Annotated in this window: 20 protein-coding genes and 1 tRNA gene; 18 read left to right on the top strand and 3 right to left on the bottom strand. The window is 53.0% G+C overall.

From position 1 onward, the window contains the following. Window positions 1-148 precede the first annotated feature (148 nt). The 4 genes from ACSYSY_RS00730 (at window position 149) to ACSYSY_RS00715 (ending at window position 5,206) form a co-directional block, all read left to right on the top strand. Window positions 149-931 (top strand): pseudouridine synthase, encoded by a 783-nt coding sequence (locus ACSYSY_RS00730; protein WP_491707429.1) that lies wholly within the window; start codon window positions 149-151, stop codon window positions 929-931. Further along, window positions 931-1,482, top strand: a complete 552-nt coding sequence (rsmD, locus tag ACSYSY_RS00725) for a 16S rRNA (guanine(966)-N(2))-methyltransferase RsmD (RefSeq protein ID WP_491707428.1) — start codon at window positions 931-933, stop codon at window positions 1,480-1,482. Before ACSYSY_RS00730 ends, rsmD begins: the two co-directional genes overlap by 1 nt. Window positions 1,483-1,736: 254 nt before the next feature. After that, window positions 1,737-4,499 carry a DNA translocase FtsK gene (locus tag ACSYSY_RS00720; protein WP_491708189.1) on the top strand — a complete coding sequence of 921 codons (2,763 nt, stop codon included), beginning with the start codon at window positions 1,737-1,739 and terminating at the stop codon, window positions 4,497-4,499. Further along, on the top strand, window positions 4,496-5,206 hold the full coding sequence (locus tag ACSYSY_RS00715) for an RluA family pseudouridine synthase (RefSeq protein ID WP_491707427.1): 711 nt from the start codon (window positions 4,496-4,498) through the stop codon (window positions 5,204-5,206). The genes ACSYSY_RS00720 and ACSYSY_RS00715 overlap by 4 nt, the downstream gene beginning before the upstream one ends. 7 nt (window positions 5,207-5,213) lie before the next feature. Here the strand turns inward: ACSYSY_RS00715 and ubiM are convergent, their stop codons facing one another. Further along, window positions 5,214-6,425, bottom strand: a complete 1,212-nt coding sequence (gene ubiM / locus ACSYSY_RS00710) for a 5-demethoxyubiquinol-8 5-hydroxylase UbiM (protein ID WP_491707426.1) — start codon at window positions 6,423-6,425, stop codon at window positions 5,214-5,216. Continuing rightward, entirely contained in the window at window positions 6,425-7,045 is a 621-nt protein-coding gene (locus ACSYSY_RS00705) for a nitroreductase family protein (protein WP_491707425.1), read from the bottom strand. The genes ubiM and ACSYSY_RS00705 overlap by 1 nt, the downstream gene beginning before the upstream one ends. Window positions 7,046-7,165: 120 nt before the next feature. Between ACSYSY_RS00705 and hisB the strand changes: the two genes are divergently transcribed. The 7 genes from hisB to ACSYSY_RS00670 all read left to right on the top strand — a co-directional run bounded on the left by hisB (window position 7,166) and on the right by ACSYSY_RS00670 (window position 11,450). Further along, window positions 7,166-7,768, top strand: a complete 603-nt coding sequence (hisB, locus tag ACSYSY_RS00700) for an imidazoleglycerol-phosphate dehydratase HisB (protein WP_491707424.1) — start codon at window positions 7,166-7,168, stop codon at window positions 7,766-7,768. 29 nt (window positions 7,769-7,797) lie between these two features. Continuing rightward, window positions 7,798-8,442 (top strand): imidazole glycerol phosphate synthase subunit HisH, encoded by a 645-nt coding sequence (gene hisH / locus ACSYSY_RS00695; RefSeq protein WP_491707423.1) that lies wholly within the window; start codon window positions 7,798-7,800, stop codon window positions 8,440-8,442. Between the two features lie 6 nt (window positions 8,443-8,448). Then, complete coding sequence (gene hisA, locus ACSYSY_RS00690; protein WP_491707422.1) at window positions 8,449-9,798, top strand: 1-(5-phosphoribosyl)-5-[(5-phosphoribosylamino)methylideneamino]imidazole-4-carboxamide isomerase; 1,350 nt, start codon at window positions 8,449-8,451, stop codon at window positions 9,796-9,798. Then, window positions 9,792-10,553 (top strand): imidazole glycerol phosphate synthase subunit HisF, encoded by a 762-nt coding sequence (gene hisF / locus ACSYSY_RS00685; RefSeq protein ID WP_491707421.1) that lies wholly within the window; start codon window positions 9,792-9,794, stop codon window positions 10,551-10,553. Before hisA ends, hisF begins: the two co-directional genes overlap by 7 nt. A gap of 9 nt (window positions 10,554-10,562) precedes the next feature. Next, on the top strand, window positions 10,563-10,892 hold the full coding sequence (locus tag ACSYSY_RS00680; RefSeq protein WP_491707420.1) for a phosphoribosyl-ATP diphosphatase: 330 nt from the start codon (window positions 10,563-10,565) through the stop codon (window positions 10,890-10,892). 23 nt (window positions 10,893-10,915) lie between these two features. Next, entirely contained in the window at window positions 10,916-11,305 is a 390-nt protein-coding gene (locus ACSYSY_RS00675) for an HIT domain-containing protein (protein WP_491707419.1), read from the top strand. Between the two features lie 69 nt (window positions 11,306-11,374). Next, window positions 11,375-11,450, top strand: a tRNA-Glu gene (locus ACSYSY_RS00670). Window positions 11,451-11,573: 123 nt separating this feature from the next. Here ACSYSY_RS00670 and ACSYSY_RS00665 read toward each other — a convergent pair. Further along, window positions 11,574-12,221 carry a glutathione S-transferase family protein gene (locus ACSYSY_RS00665; RefSeq protein WP_491707418.1) on the bottom strand — a complete coding sequence of 216 codons (648 nt, stop codon included), beginning with the start codon at window positions 12,219-12,221 and terminating at the stop codon, window positions 11,574-11,576. A gap of 88 nt (window positions 12,222-12,309) precedes the next feature. On the opposite strand from ACSYSY_RS00665, the gene ACSYSY_RS00660 reads away from it, so the two are divergent. The 7 genes from ACSYSY_RS00660 to ACSYSY_RS00630 all read left to right on the top strand — a co-directional run bounded on the left by ACSYSY_RS00660 (window position 12,310) and on the right by ACSYSY_RS00630 (window position 20,261). Beyond that, on the top strand, window positions 12,310-12,786 hold the full coding sequence (locus ACSYSY_RS00660; RefSeq protein ID WP_491707417.1) for a YbaK/EbsC family protein: 477 nt from the start codon (window positions 12,310-12,312) through the stop codon (window positions 12,784-12,786). Window positions 12,787-12,908: 122 nt separating this feature from the next. Beyond that, window positions 12,909-13,358 carry a hypothetical protein gene (locus ACSYSY_RS00655; protein WP_491707416.1) on the top strand — a complete coding sequence of 150 codons (450 nt, stop codon included), beginning with the start codon at window positions 12,909-12,911 and terminating at the stop codon, window positions 13,356-13,358. A 322-nt stretch (window positions 13,359-13,680) separates the two neighbouring features. Beyond that, a complete protein-coding gene (locus ACSYSY_RS00650) occupies window positions 13,681-14,346 on the top strand; it encodes a hypothetical protein (RefSeq protein WP_491707415.1) in 666 nt (221 codons plus the stop codon). Window positions 14,347-14,416: 70 nt separating this feature from the next. Continuing rightward, window positions 14,417-17,713, top strand: coding sequence for an efflux RND transporter permease subunit (locus tag ACSYSY_RS00645; RefSeq protein ID WP_491707414.1), 3,297 nt, complete (start codon window positions 14,417-14,419; stop codon window positions 17,711-17,713). 35 nt (window positions 17,714-17,748) lie between these two features. Continuing rightward, window positions 17,749-18,414 carry a ubiquinol-cytochrome c reductase iron-sulfur subunit gene (gene petA, locus ACSYSY_RS00640; protein ID WP_491707413.1) on the top strand — a complete coding sequence of 222 codons (666 nt, stop codon included), beginning with the start codon at window positions 17,749-17,751 and terminating at the stop codon, window positions 18,412-18,414. A gap of 18 nt (window positions 18,415-18,432) precedes the next feature. Continuing rightward, on the top strand, window positions 18,433-19,611 hold the full coding sequence (locus ACSYSY_RS00635) for a cytochrome b (RefSeq protein ID WP_491707412.1): 1,179 nt from the start codon (window positions 18,433-18,435) through the stop codon (window positions 19,609-19,611). Further along, window positions 19,608-20,261 (top strand): cytochrome c1, encoded by a 654-nt coding sequence (locus tag ACSYSY_RS00630; protein WP_491707411.1) that lies wholly within the window; start codon window positions 19,608-19,610, stop codon window positions 20,259-20,261. The genes ACSYSY_RS00635 and ACSYSY_RS00630 overlap by 4 nt, the downstream gene beginning before the upstream one ends. Window position 20,262: the final 1 nt, after the last annotated feature.

Here is a 20,262-nt window from a genome sequence, read left to right as displayed (position 1 = left end):
TCTGTCAGGTTATGCACACTCTCACCCATTCTGATAACCATCCCGATAACCCTTGGGGAAATGTCTCTTCCCTGGGTTTATTCCCTCTAAAAGACTTTATAGTAAGAAGTCCGTTGCGTTACCATCATCTGCACGGTATGTGCAGTTTATGAACAAAGATTCCTTTTCCGACCCTTCAAACGCTCACCAGCGCGGTGAACGTATCGCCAAAATACTGGCCCGCTGCGGCGTCGCCAGTCGCAGGGATATTGAACGCATGATTGAAGAAGGGCGCATTTTTCTCAACTCTGAGAAAGTAATGCACCCGGCAACGTTTGTGCAGACAGGCGATATTATGAGGGTCGATGGGAAAATCATAGAACCTCCTCAACGCACACGGCTATGGCGTTATTATAAACCAACAGGGCTTGTCACCACACATCATGACCCGCAGGAACGCCCGACTGTTTTTTCATCCCTCCCGGCAGCGATGCCCCGGGTTGTCAGTGTCGGGCGGCTTGATCTGAACTCGGAGGGGCTCCTGCTGCTCACCAATGACGGAGCTCTGGCACGCGAGCTGGAGCTTCCCTCCCGTCAATGGATCAGGCGCTACAGGGTCCGCGTCTTCGGCCTTGTTGACCCCAAACGCCTTGAAGCCCTCGCCCATGGGTCGGAATTTGAAGGCATTAAATATGGCCCTATCAAAGCTGTGCTGGATTCCCAGAAGGGTGATAACTCCTGGTTGACCGTCAGTCTGACAGAAGGGAAAAACCGTGAGATCCGCCGCGTCATGCTCGGCATGAATCTGCATGTTAGCCGCCTGATCCGCCTCTCTTACGGTCCTTTCATACTGGGTTCACTCAGGCCGGGAGATCTTGAAGAGGTTTCCAGCAAGGTCCTTGCTGAACAGACGTCTTTTTATAACCCTGCCGGCAAAAAACGTCCGTCCTGATGAGAATCATTGGCGGCCGCTTCAGAGGACGCACGCTCAAAGCCCCCGCAGGCGAGAGCACACGCCCCACCTCCCAGCGTGCCAGACAGGTTATTTTTGACCATCTGATGCACGCCCCCTGGTATGGCAGAACCATGCTGGAAGAGGCCGTTGTTCTGGATTGCTTTGCCGGGACAGGCGCACTGGGACTTGAGGCCCTTTCCCGGGGGGCAAAATGTGCCAGTTTTATCGAAAAAGACCGCTCTGCCGCCGCCATGATCCGGCAGAATATCAAAAGCTGTTCCGTTGAAGACATCACTGAAATTATAGTCAGCGATATCACACGGATCGGCAAAGCGCCGCGGCCGCATAATCTCGTCTTTCTCGACCCACCTTATGGGAAAAATCTGGTCCCGCTGGCTTTGAAAGCCCTGTCTCAAAAAGGGTGGCTGGCTGATCATGCCCTCATCATTGCTGAAAGCGAGCATCAGAATGATGAAACAGAGCTCTCTGACACTCTTTTGCTCAAACGCAGCATCGGGGTCGCTGAAGTGCGTTTCTGGTTTTTGTAAAACCGCATTTTAACCCTCAGCGAGTTATCTGACTTCCCTTGAACCGGGAAAATCGCTAGTTTAGCATAATCATATGAAAATTACGGGGGTGCCTTTTCTGCAAAGGCTTCTCTTTCCCAGATGCCGAGAGGCGAAACTCCAGAGGGTAAGTTGTCTTGCTTTTCCTGAAACGAGCGCGTCGCAAGTCACAAACGCCCGCTCCCTATAACACATCATCATCTCCAGTCAGGGCCGATCACCCTTTTACGCGCCTTATGTCGGCACGTATGATGGAATTCTGTGGTCTGATTCTCCTGATTATTGCCATCGCAATTGCTGTTTCCCTTTTCAGTTTCAACCCGCAGGACCCCTCATTCAACACCGCCACCGGCACACAGCCCACCAATCTCCTGGGGCGTGCCGGAGCAACGATTGCCGACAGCCTTATCCAATGGCTGGGAATTGCCAGTATTTTCCCCCCTCTGATTCTTCTGGCCTGGTCATGGAGGCTGGTAAGAACACACACTCTGGGCACCCCCCTTCTCCGCTTTATCGCAGCTCTCCTCCTCCTCCCCACAGGGGCTATGCTGATAAGCCTGTTTCAGATTCTGCTGGGCGGGGGCGCTATTACCTGGCCGTCCAATAGTGGTTTTGGGGGCCAGATTGGCCGCAGCTTTGCCTCCATGCTGCTCAATGCTCTGACAGGCGAACTGGGAAGGGGCTTTGGCAGTTTTTCTGCGCTTATCCTGGCCCTCCTCCTTCTGATGCTCCTCCTCCCCATTTCCATGGGGCTGAGCGGTCATGAATGGCGGAGCATGGCCTATGGGGTCACGACATTTTCAAAACGGCTCTACAGACTGATCCGTCACCAGAAGCTCGAAAGAGACAATTCTGAGGAAATGCCTTCCAGGATCTTCACGCCTCAGCCAGGAACACCTCCGCGTTATAGTGACCGGTTTGCCCCGAGAGGCGGGGTTCCCACAGGATTTCTGCGCCGCAATTTCATCCGTGAAGACCCGCGCCTTCCGCCCCCACCTGAGACCCCCAATAATAACTGGCTTCAGCCGCCCTCCCCACAGACCGCCACCCCCTGGGAACATATTTCCCGGGAAACGACACCTGTCCTCCCAGAAAAAACGGAAGAAAGCGGTTATACAAACCCTTATGGGGAAAAACTGGCCCAGATTAACCGCACACATGATGCGCCACCCATAACACCGCCTGTATCATTCCTTCCTGAAGAAGAGGATGATCCTGAAGATAATGATGTTATGGAACATAAAGCGCCCGGTGAGACTGAACATGGTTATGGCCAGTTCTTAAAACGCATGGTCAATAAAGGGTTAGGCGTTTTCCCCTCCAGCGGGGAAGACAGCCCGGCACCAGCCCCGGCGGAAGAGAGTCCAAGAGTTCCCACATCAGAGATTTCTCCACTGCGCGCCCCTGCAAGCTGGGAGCAGGGAAACCAGTCTCTTGTCCCACCGCAGGCTGAGCAAAGCTGGGTTCTGCCCTCCCTGTCCCTTCTCAACCCTCTTCCCAACCAGACTCTGGTTGGCCCTTCGGAAGAGAGCCTTCAGGAAAACGCTCACCTTCTGGAAAATGTTCTTAATGATTACGGTGTGCAGGGCACAATCACGGATTATCATGCCGGGCCCGTTGTCACACTTTATGAGCTGGAACCTGCCCCGGGTGTGCGCTCCTCACGCGTCATCGGCCTGTCAGATGATATTGCCCGCTCACTCTCCGTTCTGAGCGTCCGCATTGCAACCGTCCCCGGGCGCAATGTTATCGGAATTGAAGTACCTAACGCCACGCGCGACACTGTTTATTTCCCTGAACTTCTGCTCGATCCAGGTTGGGAGGAAGGCAAGGCGAAACTCAAGCTGGCTCTAGGAAAGGACATTGCCGGGCAACCGGTTTATGCTGACCTGGCCAAAATGCCGCACCTTCTTGTCGCCGGGACGACGGGATCAGGGAAGTCTGTGGGGATCAACGCGATGATCCTCTCCCTGTTATACCGTCTCAGCCCTGAAGAATGTCGTCTTATCATGATTGACCCCAAGATTCTTGAGCTCTCAATCTATGATGGCATTCCTCATCTGATGACCCCTGTCGTGACCGAACCCTCCAAGGCTGTGAGTGCCTTGAAATGGGCTGTGCAGGAGATGGACCGCCGTTACCGCCTGATGGCTGACCATCAGGTCCGTAATATCAGTGGCTATAATGACCGCATTAAAAAGCTGCGCGAATCTGGTGAGGCTCCGACGCGCCGCATCCAGACAGGCTTTGACCCCGAAACAGGGCGCCCGGTTTTCGATGAATGTCGTCTGAAACTCGAGCACCTGCCTTATATCGTGATTGTCATTGACGAAATGGCGGATCTGATGATGGTGGCCGGCAAGGAAATTGAAGCCGCTGTTCTAAGGCTGGCCCAAAAAGCCCGTGCCGCAGGGATCCACCTCATCATGGCCACACAACGCCCCTCCGTGGACGTGATTACCGGGACAATCAAAGCCAATTTCCCGACACGTATCTCCTTCCAGGTGACCAATAAATATGACAGCCGCACCATTCTGGGTGAGCAAGGGGCAGAGCAGCTTCTGGGGCGCGGTGATATGCTCTTCATGCAGGGGGGAGCGCGTATCACCCGTGTACACGGACCTTTCATTAGCGATGAAGAGGTCGAAGCTGTTGTGGAGGACCTGCGCGCAAAAGGGGCCCCTGTCTATAATGATGATGTCATTACAGAAGAAGCCCCCGAAGAACCCGCTGCACGCTCAGGCAAAACCAGCAATGACAGTGATGGCAATAACGATCTTTATGAACAGGCTGTTGCCCTCGTCATAAGGGAAAAACGCGCTTCAACAAGCTTTGTCCAGCGTCACCTCTCCATCGGCTATAACCGTGCGGCCAATATTATTGATGAGATGGAACGTCAGGGGATCATCAGTGCCAGCAATCACGTTGGTAAACGCGAGGTCCTTGTGTCACATAATCCACTGGATCATCATGACTCTCTTGATGATGACGATGAATGAGCGAACGTCCCCTCTCTCATACTGGCTTTCATACTGGAAAAGAACTGCCTGTCCTGTGGGAAAACAGGCATTTCATTGTCATCAATAAACCTGCCGGTCTAGCCTCACATCCCGGTCCACGCACAGCTGACAGCGTTGAAACGCGTCTGATCCCCCAAAAGAGAGGGGGGCCGTGGCTGGTCCACCGGCTGGATAGGGACACGTCAGGCTGCCTGCTCATTGCGCGGCGGAAAACAGCGCTTATTGCCGCCCAACAGGCCTTTGCGAACCGGCAGGTCCGTAAAAGCTACTGGGCCCTTGTGCAAGGCACCCTTCCTGCGTTGCAAGGCGAAATTACGGCGCCTCTGAAACGTATTAAAGTCCACAATGGGTGGAAGGTCCAGACGGCGCCCAAAAATGACCAGGATGCCCAGAAGGCGCACACAATCTGGCGGGTTATGGGGCAGACAGAAACATGCAGCTGGGTTGAACTTGACCTTCTGACAGGCCGCACGCATCAGGCCCGTGTTCACCTCGCCTCTCTCGGCACCCCTATTCTCGGAGACCCCGTTTACGGACCGTCCCTTCCTGAAAAGTCCGGGCAGCCTGCCTCCTTGCAGCTTCTCTCCCGCAGTCTGGACCTTGAACTTCCTTTTGAAGAGACGCTCATAAAAGCACTAGCCCCCCCTCCTCCGGAAATGGCAGCCCTCCTGAAACAGTTCGGTTAAGGAGGGGTCAGGCGGCGGGGTCCATCAACATATGAGTGACAGCCTTTTTGAAAGGCATGAGCCGGTCAGCAATACGGAGCCCGATCCGCCGTGCCAGCAGGAATGGCATTTCATCACGCGTGTAAGTCGCCGCAATCATATTGGTTGCCGCAAATAATGGGAACGTGTCCTTACGATGCCGCCATGAAAAGGCCTCAAGACACCGCCTGTCTCCCGGATCTCCCGGTCCTTGCGCTAAAGACCTTACGAGCGTCTCCTGCCCTTTCAGCCCAAGATTAAAGCCGTGGGCCGTGATGGGGTGCATCCCAACGGCAGCATCCCCAATCAAGGCAAAGCGTCTTGCATGGAAGCGGTGAGCAAAAACCGCTTTCAGAGGATAAGTGACGCGGGAACTCACCAGCTTCAGCTTCCCCAGCCGCTCATGTGTGCGCTCTGTCACCTCTTTATTGAAAATCTCAGGTTCCGCTTTTTTCAACCGGGCAATTTCCGGCGCAGGCAGGGTCAGGACCAGTGATGAAAACCGCTTTGTCTGATGTTCATCAGAGACGGGCAGCAAGGCAATCGTCTGGTGCTCATCAAACCATTGAAGGGCAATATTCTCATGCGGTTTTTCATGTTCAACGCGGCAGACCATAACATCTGTCCCGAAATCATGAATAATCGCCCCAATCCCCGCTTCAGAACGTAATTTTGAGAAGCGCCCATCCGCCGCAACCAACAGGCGCCCCTTGATAATCTCTCCATTGGTCAGCGTCACAATCGCTTCAGAAAGCGTGGTTCTGAACGCTCTGACAGCACGCCCGGTCTTCAGGGTCACAGATGCTATCCCGCTGATACGCTGATATAGAGCCTGACGGATCAGGTGGTTCGCAACCAGATACCCTAAAGGCTCTCCGCTTTCCCCGTCTGAAGGGGCACTGAATATCAGGGGCGGGCCACCGGCCTCACCGCTTTCAATCCGGGCCACTTCCAGAGGGCATACCGCGTGAGGCGCGATAAGCGACCAGACCCCGGCCTCCTGCAACCAGTGCCGGCTATGATGGGTCAAGGCAATCTCCCGCCCATCAAAAGCCGGGTGCGCCAGCGCTTCTTCTGACTGATGCTCTATGACACACACGCTCCATCCGGACCGTGCAAAGGAAAGGGCACTGGCAAGGCCGGCCGGCCCTCCACCGGCAATAATTACGTCATAATCCTGCTGTGGAGGACAGTCTGCCATTATTTCTTTCCTTTATCTGCACCAAAAGAAGGCGTTTGTCCCTGATGCCAATAAGCCATATAGTCCCCGATGTCAGGGCGTTTGGCTGTCTTTTCCGAATCAGTCGGCGTACCTACCAGTAAAATACCTGCCAATCGGTCTGTGTCAGCAAGGCCCAGTCTGGAGATCAGTCCGGGTTCATCACAATAATCACCACTGACCCAGACACCTCCGAAACCTTCGGCGTAAAGGGCATTGAGAATGTTCATATTTCCCGCTGCCGCCGCCATGATCTGTTCAGATTCGGGGATTTTATGTCCCGGCTGAAGGGACATGCCCAGCACAATCAAGGCAGGCGCTGAAGAAAAACGATGCAGGATTTTCTGTTTTTTCTCTTCAGGAATTCCGGGATTCCGGCGTTCAAGAGCGGCTACAACTTCCTGCGCGAAAGCGGGGCGTTCCTCACCTGCGACAACGATATAGCGCCAGGGACGCAATTTCCCGTGATCGGGTGCCCGCAAGGCCGTCGCTAAAATAAGCTCCATCATGTCCTTTTGGGGGGCAGGCTCCTGGAGGGCATCGGTTGAAACCCTTGAGAGCAGCAGATCGAGCGCCGAAGAAGATAAAGACTTAGTCTGCATAACAAACCCTTTGCACACTGGCAGATTACAATAACTTCTGACAGGTCTTGACGTAATCAGTTTAGAGTAATCTAACCATTCCTCTTGGAAAATTCCAGAATAATGGTGTAGCAGGGAAGTATGACAACGCACAGTCCCCGTATTGTAAACGTGACTCGTCGCACCGGCGAGACCGATATTACCCTCTCGCTCAATCTTGACGGGCACGGCAATAGTGACATTAAAACCGGCATTGGTTTTTTTGATCACATGTTGGATGCTCTTGCCCGTCATGGTGGGTTGGATCTCTCTATTTCAGTCAAGGGAGACCTGCATATTGATGACCATCATACGATTGAAGATGTCGGCATTACGCTGGGGGATGCGCTTTACAAGGCGATAGGCGATAAAAAAGGCATTGAACGCTTCGGTCAGGCCCTCGTCCCGCTTGATGAAGCTTTGTGCGAAGCGGTTATTGATATTTCCGGCCGCCCTTTCCTGGCATGGAACGTCTCTTTCTCGCGTGAAATGATCGGGACAATGGCCACTGAAATGATTGAGGAATTTTTCCGCGCCCTCGTCATGTCGGCCCGCATTACGGTTCACCTGACAGAAAAAAGCGGGAAAAACGCCCATCACATGGCCGAGAGCACCTTCAAGGCCTTTGCACGGGCCTTGCGTATGGCGGTCTCTTATGATCCGCGTTCAGCCAACAAAATCCCCTCGACAAAGGGGATCCTGTAAGTTCCTTTTCCTCCTGCCGGAGTATCATTATGCGTGTGGTCGTTATTGATTATAATGGGGGAAATCTGGCCTCAGCGGCGCAGGCAGCCAGCCGGGCAGCCGGGCAGCTTGGGCTCGATGCCGAGATTCTGATCTCCAGACAGGAAGAGGATATTCTGAGCGCTGACAGGCTGATCCTGCCCGGGCAAGGTGCCTTTGCCGATTGCGCCCATGGGCTGGAAACAGGCGGCCTTCACGCCCTTCTGGAACAGAGCACCCGGAAGGGCACGCCTTTTCTGGGCATTTGCGTGGGGATGCAGCTCATGGCTGATTACGGGCTGGAGCATGGCAGAACCAAAGGTCTTGGCTGGATCAAGGGCCATATCGCCCCTATGAAAACCCCTGAGACTGCGAATTTGAGACTGCCCCATATGGGCTGGAACGAACTTGAATTCACACCTGGGCAGCATCCTCTGACAGAGGGATTAACGCCGGGGGAGCATGGTTATTTCGTCCATTCCTATGCCCTTCAGGACTATGATCCAGCTGATATGGTTGCCTCATCACATTACGGGGCGATCGTTCCCGCTATCGTGGCCCGCGGGCGACGATGCGGTACGCAATTTCATGTCGAGAAAAGTCAGGAAGTGGGCCTTACCATCCTGCGCAATTTCCTGACCTGGTGCCCGGAATGAGCCACTATGCCTCATAACCTTTCCATCACCCGGGTTACGAAACCTCTGTCAGAGGACGATCTGCATCATCTGACTGATTCGACCATGGCGGCCATTCTTGACGGTGGCACCTTTGGCTGGCTGGAACCGCCTGACCGCCAGGTGCTGGAACGTTTCTATAAAGGGATTCTGCTGGTTCCCGAAAGAGAGCTTTTTGTGGCCCGCTGCCCTGGCGGAAATATCTGTGGGGCCGGTATTCTGGCCCTGCCTCCGACTTATCTGGACCTGCATAGCTCAAAAGCCCGCATTAACGGGTTTTACGTGGCTCCCTATGCACGCGGGATCGGCCTTGGGCAGGCTCTTCTGGCCGCCATGCTTGAGCGTGCACGCGCGCTCAAGATCAAAGTTGTCGATTGTGAAGTGAGGGAAACACAGAAAATCGCCGTCGACCTCCTCCTCAGGCTTGGTTTTGAGCATTGGGGAACGCACCCTTATTACGGCCGGATGGGCGGCCAGACGGTGAAAGGGCTTTTTTTCTCCAAATATATCGGCCGGACGCCCCCTCTCCCCCATTGGGATCCCTCACATCCTGCTTCTTTCCTTTCATGTGATATAGAGTCTTCCCCTATGCTTCCAAAACTTACTCTTTACCCTGCTATTGATCTTAAAGAGGGCGCCTGCGTGCGCCTCAAACAAGGGGATATGGAAGCCGCAACCCATTATTCTGATGACCCCGCTGCACAGGCCCAGCTCTTTGCTGAGGCGGGATGCCGCTTTCTCCATGTTGTCGATCTCGATGGCGCCTTTGCCGGGAAATCAGCCAACACAGAGGCGATCCAGCAGATCATTAAACGCACCTCTCTGCCCATACAGCTCGGCGGAGGGCTGCGCAGTCTTGAAGCGATTGAACGCTGGCTGGAGGCAGGCATCACGCGCGTTATTCTAGGCTCAGCGGCGGTCAAAAATCCTGAACTTGTCCGCGAGGCTGCCAGAAAATGGCCCGGGAAAATCGTTGTCGGGATTGATGCCCGTCACGGTTTTGTGGCCACTGAAGGCTGGGCAGAAGCCTCGGAACTCACGGCTGTGGACCTGGCGCAACGCATGGAGGATACCGGGGTTTCTGCCATTATTTTCACAGAAATTTCACGTGATGGCATGTTGGGCGGCCTTGATCTTGACCAGACGGCAACCCTGGCCCGCAAGGTCTCCATACCGGTCATTGCCAGTGGTGGTGTCGGCTCCCTGGAAGACCTCAAAGCACTTTACCACACAGCCAGAGACGTCCCCGGGATCGAAGGCGTGATTGTCGGCAAGGCAATTTATGACGGGCGTATCAATCTGCCTGACGCCATAAAACTTCTGGAGGGGACATGCTGAAACTTCGCGTCATTCCCTGCCTCGATGTCCGTGATGGGCGCGTCGTAAAAGGCGTTAATTTTGTGTCTTTGCGTGATGCGGGCGATCCTGTGGAACAGGCAAAGCTCTATGATGCTGCAGGCGCTGATGAGCTCACATTCCTCGATATTACAGCCAGCGCTGAAAATCGTAGCACCATTTTAGATGTCGTCAGCCGGACGGCTGCTGAAATATGCCTCCCTTTTACCGTTGGAGGCGGCGTCAGAACAACAGACGATATGAGGCAGTTACTCCTTTGTGGTGCTGATAAATGCGGGATCAACTCCGCCGCAATCCGTAACCCCGGCCTTATTAACGAAGCTGCAGAACGTTTTGGCAGCCAGTGTGTTGTCGTCGCTATAGATGCCCGTTCAGACGGTCATGGTGGCTGGGAAGTCTATGCCAAGGGAGGGCGCGAGCCGACCGGTCTGGACGCCGTCAAATGGGCTGAAGAGATGGCTGCCCGGGGGGCAGGGGAAATCCTTCTGACCAGCATGGACCGTGACGGCACCAAATCCGGTTTTGATCTGGAGTTGCTTCAGGCCGTCTGCCGCAAGGTCTCTGTGCCCGTTGTGGCATCCGGCGGGGTAGGCACGCTTGAACATTTTGTCGAAGGTGCCAGAGCTGGTGCAACGGGCCTTCTGGCTGCCAGTATTTTTCATTTCGGCCAATTCACCATCAAGGAAGTGAAAAAAGCCCTTTCTGATGCTAAACTGCCCGTGCGGCTTAATCGATAGGTTTACAGCATGACACAGACCCAGGACCACGTTCTTCAACGGCTTTTCGATACAGTGATAGCGCGCAAAGGGGCGTCACCCAACTTAAGTCACTCCGCCAGATTAATGGCGAAGGGACGCAATAAGATTGCGCAGAAATTTGGCGAGGAAGCCGTGGAATGTGTCATTGAAGCGGTTGCCGGGAACCGGGACGCATTGATCAGCGAAAGTGCTGACGTGCTTTATCACCTCGTTGTTATGTGGGTTGATGCCGGCATTGACCCTGATACTGTCTGGCAGGAATTAACCCGCCGGGAAGGGACAAGTGGTATAGAGGAAAAAGCTTCCCGTCCCCGGTGAGTCTCTAAAGGAGTTTTTCCATTATGGTTAAAGACAATACCAATCCCAATTATGATCCAGAAAATGTCTTCGCCCTGATTCTGCGCGGGGAAATCCCTTCCAAAGGCATTTACGAAAGCAGCGATACCTATGCCTTCTGGGATACCAACCCGGTGGCTCCTGTGCATGTTCTGGTCATCCCTCGCGGCGCCTATATTGATTTCCACGATTTCACAACACGCGCTTCAAAGGACGAAATTATCGATTTCTGGCAGAGTGTTGACAGCGTTGCACGCGACCTGGACCTGTTAAAAAGTGGCTTCAGACTCGTCACCAATACAGGCAAGGATAGCGGGCAGATTGTGCCGCATTTTCACGTCCATATTCTGGGCGGTGCCCCTCTCGGGCCCCTTCTCTCAGCTTCCGACGCCTAAAAACAGGCCGTAACGTGTAATTTCCCTTGCACGTTATGGTTTAATCCTCTAGAGGAAGGGACACCTCTGGTCCCGTTCGTCTAGAGGCCTAGGACACCGCCCTCTCACGGCGGCAACACGGGTTCGAATCCCGTACGGGACGCCATTATTTCATTAAAAATTCGCAAAAACCGTCCGATATCCGGCAATGGGGCTCTATTGTCTGAAGGCTCCGAACTGACGCGGTCACGACCGTGACATGGGCAATGCCACGTCACGGTGGGGATCATCAGGCCAGAGGCCCTTCGAGATGTTCCTGCTGGCAGGCTGTTTTGACGTAGGACTGGGCGTCAAGCTTATCCAGAAGGGTGGCTATATGGGCATATGAACGTGGGGGTTTTTCAGAATCCCTCAGAGCGCGGCAGCTCAGGGCAAAATGGAAATCTGCCACCGTGATCTGCTCTCCCATAAAATAGGGGCCATTTTTGGCAAGATGCTGGTCGATAACCTCCAGATAGTGCTCGACACAGTGAGAGGCACCCTTACTGACAGCGTTGAGAATCTCTTCTGAGACCTCTCCAACAAGACGGTATGGGTATTTGCTGTTAAGCATTGTCGCCTGAAGCGAATTGGTCAGAAAGAACATCCATTGCAGAAAGAGCGGGCGCTTCGGGTCATCAAGCCGCGGGGAGAGCCCTGAATCAGGATGAGAATCAGCCAGCGTCATTAAGATGGCGGAAGATTCATAAACAACCTGACCATCTTCCAGCACAAGAGCGGGAATCCGGCCATTAGGGTTGATTTTCAGATAATCGGGGGATTTCTGTTCACCATTTTCCAGATCAAGATATTTAATGTCATAAGGCACCTTAAGGGCCTCAAGTGTGATATGGACAGGCAGGCTCATTGTTCCATAAGCCGCATAGAGTTTATACATTGTGCTTTACTCCTGGTATTGAGGGCTCCTGATTGACCTTCATAGGGAACCCTTCTCACTATATCTTTCTGTAACAGGGAGCCAATCAATGTCGCAAGAAACAGCCGCCACACAGTTCCTTGAAGCACAGGCGATCACTTTCACCGCAAAAACCTATCATTACGCTCCTGAAAAAGGCCATATTGGCGAGCAGGCAGCCCGGGCGATTGGCGCTGATGCCGCTCAGGTTTTCAAGACGCTGGTTGTCAAGCTGGATGGACAGAGAGGCGCTTTTGCGGTGGTCCCTGTAGAAAAACAGGTTGATTTCAAGATATTGGCAAAAATACTGGGGGCTAAAAAAGCTAAAATGATGCAGCCCCAGGAAGCGCATTCCTGCACGGGATTTATATCCGGTGGCACAACCATTTTCGGGTCACGGCAAATATGGCCTGTTGTCATTGATGAGACCGCCTTTAATTACCCGGAAATATGGATTAACGGAGGCGCGCAGGGATTTCTTATCTGCATGTCCCCTCATGATGCCCTGCAAATTACGGGGGCAATCAAGGCCAATATTGCCAATTGATACCTCCCTTCTTATATGAATAAAAAATGACATTAATTTCACTCTACTTATGGAACGTAAGTTAATAAAATAAGAACATTCACAGAGGTGTAATGAGACATCCCTCTTAAGGAACGAATCTTATGTTGAAGTTGAACAGTTTTTTCTCAAAGACAACATGTGCAGCCCTGTTGGGCACAACGGTTCTTTTGGGTGTGTCGCCGGCACAGGCACATCATCATCATGGTGGTTATTATCACGGCTATCACGGTGGATGGCACCATCATCACGGCTTTGGCCATAGCTTCGGACGTGGATTAGGCTGGGGTCTTGGAATGGGCCTCGGGATGGGCGCTATGGATTATGCACTCGGAGGCTATGGTTATGGTGGCTATGGTTATGGCTATCGCGGGTATGGCTATGGTGGCTACGGCTATGGTGGGCCGACTGTCATTAATAATGCGCCGACAATCGTCAATCAGGCTCCCGCCCTTCCCCCGGCTTATCCCTATCCTGTGCCCGGATATACAAATTATAGCCAGGGCTACGGTTATACATCCGTCCCTATGACAGTGCCGCCTAATTATTACTGAAATCGGGAAGGTTGTATTTCATGAACAGGCTTCAAAGCGATTGGGAGACCAATATGATGCAGCCTGAAGAAGTTTTTTCCTGCGATGCGTTTGTTTTCTGAAATACAGGAATTTGCAGGGCTCTGAGAATTTCCGTATTGGCGTTAATAAAACGAGTCTGAATGATTTTATACCGAAAACTGATCATTCACCCCTATTATTGACAATGTTTATTTAAGTACATTAAATCACAATGACTTTTTATAAACACCACAACAGACTTATTTATATCTTTTACCGGTGGGGCATCGCTTAATAGTCTTCTCATAAAGGATAGAGCTTTATGATCAACAGGTTTTTCTTAAAGACAATATGTGTCACATCTCTGACAACAGCGATCCTGCTTGGACTATCGTCAGTCGACGCCTTAGCCCATCACCACCACCATCATCACGATAGTTCTTCCGGTGGATCAGCCCCGAGCTCTGCTCCCACTCCCAGTAGCTCTTCCCCCAGTAGTCCTCCATCGAGCCCTCCATCAGGTGGGGAACATCATCATCACCATATGCGGCCGAGCAGTTCTCCATCAGGCAGTCCGTCTCCCGGCTCTCCTTCCGGTGGAGGACGCTTTCATCATGGTGGACCGCCGCCCGGTTTCTCCCAGAATAATTCCGGCGGAGGCCACGATGGAGGGCATAAACACAAACATAAACACCACCATCACCACCACGGTTATTATGATGATGACGACGATGATGATGATTCTTTCGCCGAAGGTCTGGGCTATGGAGTGGGCGTGAGTGCTGGCGAAGATGTAACCAATTACGTGGATGGAGATGGGGGCAGCGGTTACGTGGATAATGATGATTCTGGCGGCTCCCATTACGTCCAGTCGCCAACTGCAGGGCTGCCACCGGCCTATCCCTATCCAGTACCTGGATATACGAGTTATACGCCAGGCTATGGCTATACGGCCGGTACCATTCCAGTGCCCTCAAATTTCTATTAAAACATGAGTGAGAGAGGAGCCGTTTCCCCTCCTTGCTTTAAACCAAAGTCTGTAAAATGGAGACGGGCACGTGGCCTTTAGCCGTTTTTTTATCGATCGTCCCGTCGCAACGATTCTTTTTGCCTTTGCTATATTTCTTTCAGGCCTGATCGCCCTCCCTCTCCTGCCTGTTGCGACCATGCCGGATATGACGGCGACCTCCATCATGGTCGTGGCCAATCAGCCAGGGGCTGACCCACAGCAAATGGCAACATCTGTTACAACCCCGCTTGAACGGCGGCTTTCTTCCATTGCAGACCTTAAGACACTGGAATCAGAAACGCAGAGTGGGCAGGCTTCATTATTTCTCGAATTTGCCCCTTCGCGTAATATTGATGGCGCCTTGCGCGATGTGCAGGCAGCCCTCAGAGCCTCCCGCAGTGACCTCCCTGTTGGAACGCTGGATTCTGACCCTAAAGCCTTCAAACTCAATAGCGGGGGCATGCCGGTCTTCCTGCTCAGCCTGACCTCTGCCCAGCTTTCCACGGCCGATCTTTATGACCTCGCCACAATTCGCGTCCGCCCTCTTCTCGCACAGATTAATGGGGTCGGCCGTGTTGAAGTCGTCGGCGCTTCAACGCCGGCTGTGCGTGTCGAGGTCAACCCCTATCCCCTTTATAAATGGGGGGTCGGTCTTGAGGATATACGCTCAGCCCTGGCCTCTGCCAACGCCTTCACACCAAAAGGATTCCTGACCCTCAACGGCCAGCAATTAAGCCTGAAAACCAATGATCAGGCTGTAAATGCCGCCGCCTATCGCGACCTGATTATCGGCTATCGTAACGACTTCAACCCCCTTTATCTGCGCGACATTGCCACAATTCATGACAGTGTTCAGGACATCTACCAGACGAGCAGCTTTAATGGTGAACATGCTGTCACCCTTCTGGTCATGCCGCAGCCTCACGCCAATACCGTTGCCATTGTAAAAGATATCAAAGACCATCTCTCCACTCTGAGGGCGGCTTTGCCGGGCGCTGTTTCTCTGCATATCGGCATTGACCTCTCCAAAACCATCCGGGCGTCTCTGACGGATGCCAAACTGACACTTGTCATTTCCATCCTGCTTGTTGTGCTCGTTATTGCCCTGTTTTTCCGGCATTCTGTCAGCACGCTCATCCCGGCAGTCACGGTGCCAGTTTCTCTTTCAGGCACGCTGGCCTTAATGAATTTCCTGCATTTCACCCTTGATATTCTGTCCCTCATGGCTCTGACCATTGCGGTCGGTTTTGTCATTGATGATGCCATCGTTGTCATGGAAAATATCGCCCGCCACATGGAAGAAGGAATGGAAAGGCGTGAAGCCAGTATCAAAGGTGGCTCTGAAATCACCTTTACAGTTCTTTCTATCTCGCTGTCCCTGATTGCTGTTTTTATCCCGCTCCTCTTTATCCCCGGCACGTTAGGCTCCATTCTCTATGAGTTCGGAATGACGACCGTCTCCGCCATTGCTGTTTCGACCGTCATGTCACTGACGCTGACCCCCATGATGTGCGCTCACCTCCTGCAGGTGAGCAGCCCGGCGCAAAAAGGGAAAACCGTTCCTTCAGGCAAACTCGCAAAACTGTCTCTGAAAATAGAAACCACCCTCACAGCCATAACGCAGGCTTATCAACGCTCCATCAATTGGGCACTCAGGCACCCTGTGCTAATCGGGCTGACCCTGCCGGGAAGTTTCTTCCTGCTGATCATCGGCCTGATAATCCTGCCCAAGGAACCTGTCCCTTCCATGGATATGGCTGTTGTTATGGGGCGCATAAAGGGAGAGCCCTCTCTTTCCTTTCAGGCCCTGAGGAAAAGAATGGAGCAGATAGAGAGCATATTGCGTAAAGACCCGGCGGTTATCTCTGTTTCCGCCATGTCACAAAGCAGTAATAATGCACGGTTTTTCCTACAGCTTAAGGATAAATCAGAGCGCCCCGATATCAATACGGTGATCGCCCGGCTGCAGCGCGCAATCCCGCCCCAGCCTGGGGCCGAGGCCATGTTGTGGGCCATGAGCAATAGCCGCAAGGGAGGGAGTGGCGATAACGATACCGGCAATTTCCAATATGTCCTTCAAAGCGATGACCCCATTCCTCTGATGAATATTCTTCCGCACCTGATGGATAAGCTCCGTGCCAGTGGGAAATTCTCCAACCTCTCTGCCGATAATGAACAGCCTGCCTTTGCAGCCACTGTGATGATCCTGCGTGATCTTGAAGCACGTTATAATGTCACGCCCCAGCTTGTTCAGAACGCTTTGTACGATTCATATGGTCAGGCCGTCGCTTCAACCATTCATCTGCCTTTGACCGATCACCGCGTTGTTCTGGTTCTGGGCCCGCAATGGCGTGAAAACCCGCAGCTGCTCCATCATCTCTGGCTCTCGACCTCAGCAGGGTCGGCAGCGGGAGGCATTGCCTCCAACCTCATCCGCGTCAGAGGGGGCGGTAAGGAGAGTCAGGCCGCCTCACTCGCGCGTGCCTCCATTACCAATAATCTTGCCAACCAGATTTCCGGTAACAGTTCCAGCGGGGCGCCTGTTTCTGCCTCGAAAGAAACGATGATCCCCCTTGATAATGTGGCTCATATTGAACAGGTCCCCCAACCTTTGACGATCACGCATCATGATGGAAGTTATGCGGCGTCTCTCTCTTTCGATCTGCCAAAAGGTGTCAGCTATAGTGACGCTGTCGCTCTTATTGAACAGACCCTTGTCAGCCTCCACGCCCCTGCGCAGATACATGGAGGCTTTACCGGAACGGCCGGAGAAACCAAGGAACTGATGATCAATGCGCTGATTGCCTTTATCGCTGCAATCGCGGTGATGTATGTCACGCTTGGCGTGCTTTATGAAAGCCTCATCCACCCGATTACGATTTTATCCACCCTTCCCTCAGCAGGGATCGGTGGGGTTCTCGGATTATGGCTGGCAGGAGATACGTTCAGCCTTATCGGGATTATTGGAATTATTCTCCTGACCGGTCTGGTCAAAAAAAATGCCATTCTCGTGGTTGATTTTGCCCTCCAGGCCGAGCGGGACGAAAATCTCTCCCCCGAGGAAGCCGTTTCAAAAGCGGCTGTTACCCGGTTCAGACCTATTTTAATGACCAGTCTGGCAGCGGCTCTGGGGGCGATCCCTCTTGTGATAGGAAATGGCTATGGCTGTGAATTGCGCCATCCACTCGGGGTTGCCATTCTTGGAGGAATGATCGTAAGCCAGTTGCTTACGCTTTATACCACTCCTATAGTTTATTTATGGATGGAGAGGCTGAGTGCCTTTATGCACAATTTTGTGCATCGGCTTTTCCCTCCTTCTTCTGTTAAGGAAGATGTCGTCCGTTAAGTTTTTCTCTTAACCTTGAAAATCAGAACCTGTTTATGAGTAACAAGCCCCCGTTCCCAGAAGAGCCGTCAGAAACAGAAAGACCGTCCCCCACTCGCCGCCAGATTCTGACAGCAAGCACCGTGGCTCTGGGGGGAGCGGGCGCCTGCACACTTGCCGTCCCTTTTATCGAAAGTCTGAAAAACCCCAATGGCAGTCTGGAATCAGGCAAGGCCGGTGAAGGTGCGGCCATTATTGAAGTGGATGTCTCAGATCTGAAGCCGGGGGAGCATAAACAGGTTATCTGGCGGCGCTGGCCTGTTTTTATTTTGCACCGCACAGCTGAAATGATGGCCGTCCTGAAAGATCCGGCTCTTAAAGCCAGACTGAGTGACCCTGATTCAAAAGTGCTTCAACAACCCAAAGATGCCGTCAATGATTACCGATCCATCAATCCGGCCTATGCCATCCTGATCGGCATCTGCACGCATCTGGGATGTGTCCCGAAATTTTCTGATAATCGTGTCCCTTACCTCAAAGGTGGTTTATTCTGTCCCTGTCATGGGTCGGAATATGATAATGCCGGGCGCGTTCTGACCGCTATGCCGGCACCTTATAATCTGCCTGTGCCTCCTGCGCGTTTCATCAACCCTACGACTCTGAGACTGGGCGAAAGTGCCGGTGACCCTCATTTCTCCATGAATGATATCCGCCAGCTCTAGCCTGGATAATTATTTCCTATGACCCCTGATTTCCCTGAAGATAATAAGCCACAGCGCCGCGCTATTTTTCAAAAATGTCATGAACATTTTGCCAGCTTCCCCATACCGGCCGTAAACTGGTGGTGGTGTCTGGGGGCCTGCCTGATGGTAGCCTTAGGGTTTATGGGGTTGAGTGGCTTGTTCCTGGCGATTAATTATCAGCCGGACGTTCAGCACGCTTTCTCTTCTGTCATAACAATGGAGAGACGCGTCCCGGCAGGGTGGTTTATCCACGCCCTGCATATGGGCGGCGCAACGATGCTTTTCGCAGCCTTATACCTCCATATCGGTCGTGGGCTCTGGTATGGCTCCTATAAGGCCCCGCGGGAATTTGTCTGGTTAAGTGGGCTGCTGCTTATGGCCCTGTTTATGAGCACAGCCTTCGCAGGCTATATCCTTCCCTGGGGGCAGATGTCCTATTGGGGGGCAACCGTTGCCACTCATGCGCTGGGTGCCATCCCCCTCATTGGCAAACCCCTTGTCACCTTTCTTCTCGGCGGCCCTGAACTGGGAGATATTGCGCTGAGACGGCTTTTCGTCTTCCATTTTGCCATAGGGTTTATCGCCGTTGCTCTGGTCATGATCCACGTCCTGTGTCTTCACAGCGTTGGTTCCACCAATCCGACCAGAGATTCTGCCAGACCTGATCTGACCATGCGTCCATTCCATCCTTATTACACCATCAAGGACGGGATTGCCGTTTGCCTGTTTTTGATCCTTTACGCCATTCTGGTTTTCTTTCTGCCACAACTAATTGAAAAACAAGCCAATCTTTTCCCGGCTAATCCTTTCCGGACCCCTCCGGCCATCAGCCCTGAATGGTACCTTGCGCCTTATTTTGCCATGTTGCGGGCCATTCCCTCCCAGCTGGGGGGCTTGGTCATTGCCATGGGGAGCGTGCTTTTATTATTCGCCCTCCCCTGGCTGGACCGGTCCCCTCGTCATAATGCCCGCTTCAGGCCCCTTGTGCGTGCAGGGTGGATTCTGTTTTTTGCCTCTTTTATCATTCTTATGATTGCCGGATTGCAGCCACCTTCCTCTTTATGGCTCATACTAAGCCGGGTCGCGATAGCGGTCTGGTTCGGTGTTCTGCTGATCATACTTCCTTATGCTAGCTGGCATGAAGGCCAGAAGAATCAGAAGGAGGACCGGATATGAAGCGGCTCTCTCTCGGAATTTTTCTTTTGGGAATGGCACTCTGCGGCCTTTCATCACGTTCCTATGCGGATGATAAGACCCTTCAGCACGGCCTTTATGTTTTCCAGCATGTCTGCATGGATTGCCACGGCATGACGCAGAGCCGTTATAACGACATGGCCGCTCTGGGGATTCCCCCCTCATCACTCAAAAAATGGGCTGAAAGCCGACATGCCAGCCCAAATGACCCCATTGCCTCCCCTTTCCCAACGCTTGAAGCGGCAAAAGCTGCTTTTGGGGGAGACGCGCCACCGGATATGTCCATCCTTGCCCGGCAGGTTGGAGGCGGAGCCTATATTGAGGCAATGCTGAAATCCTTTACTCCGCCGCCCCCGGGTTATGAGCTCAAACCGCAGACCTATTACAATAAGGTCGGGCTGACCCGTCACCATGTTTTTCGTATGCCGTCCCCATTTCTGAAAGACACGATTACGTACCCGGACGGGACGAAGGCAGACATCCCCCAGATGGCTCATGATGTCTCACATTTTCTGGACTGGGCTGCATCACCACGCACAACGCACCGCAGTTTTTATGGGGTCGTGACGCTGATTTACCTTTTCCTGATGCTTGGCCTGCTTCTCTGCCTGAAACGGACAATCTGGAAATAAC

The organism is Aristophania sp. ESL1100 (genome assembly GCF_058511235.1).
The sequence above is the reverse complement of the archived record's forward strand: the minus strand, read 5'-3'. Positions and strand labels throughout refer to the sequence as shown.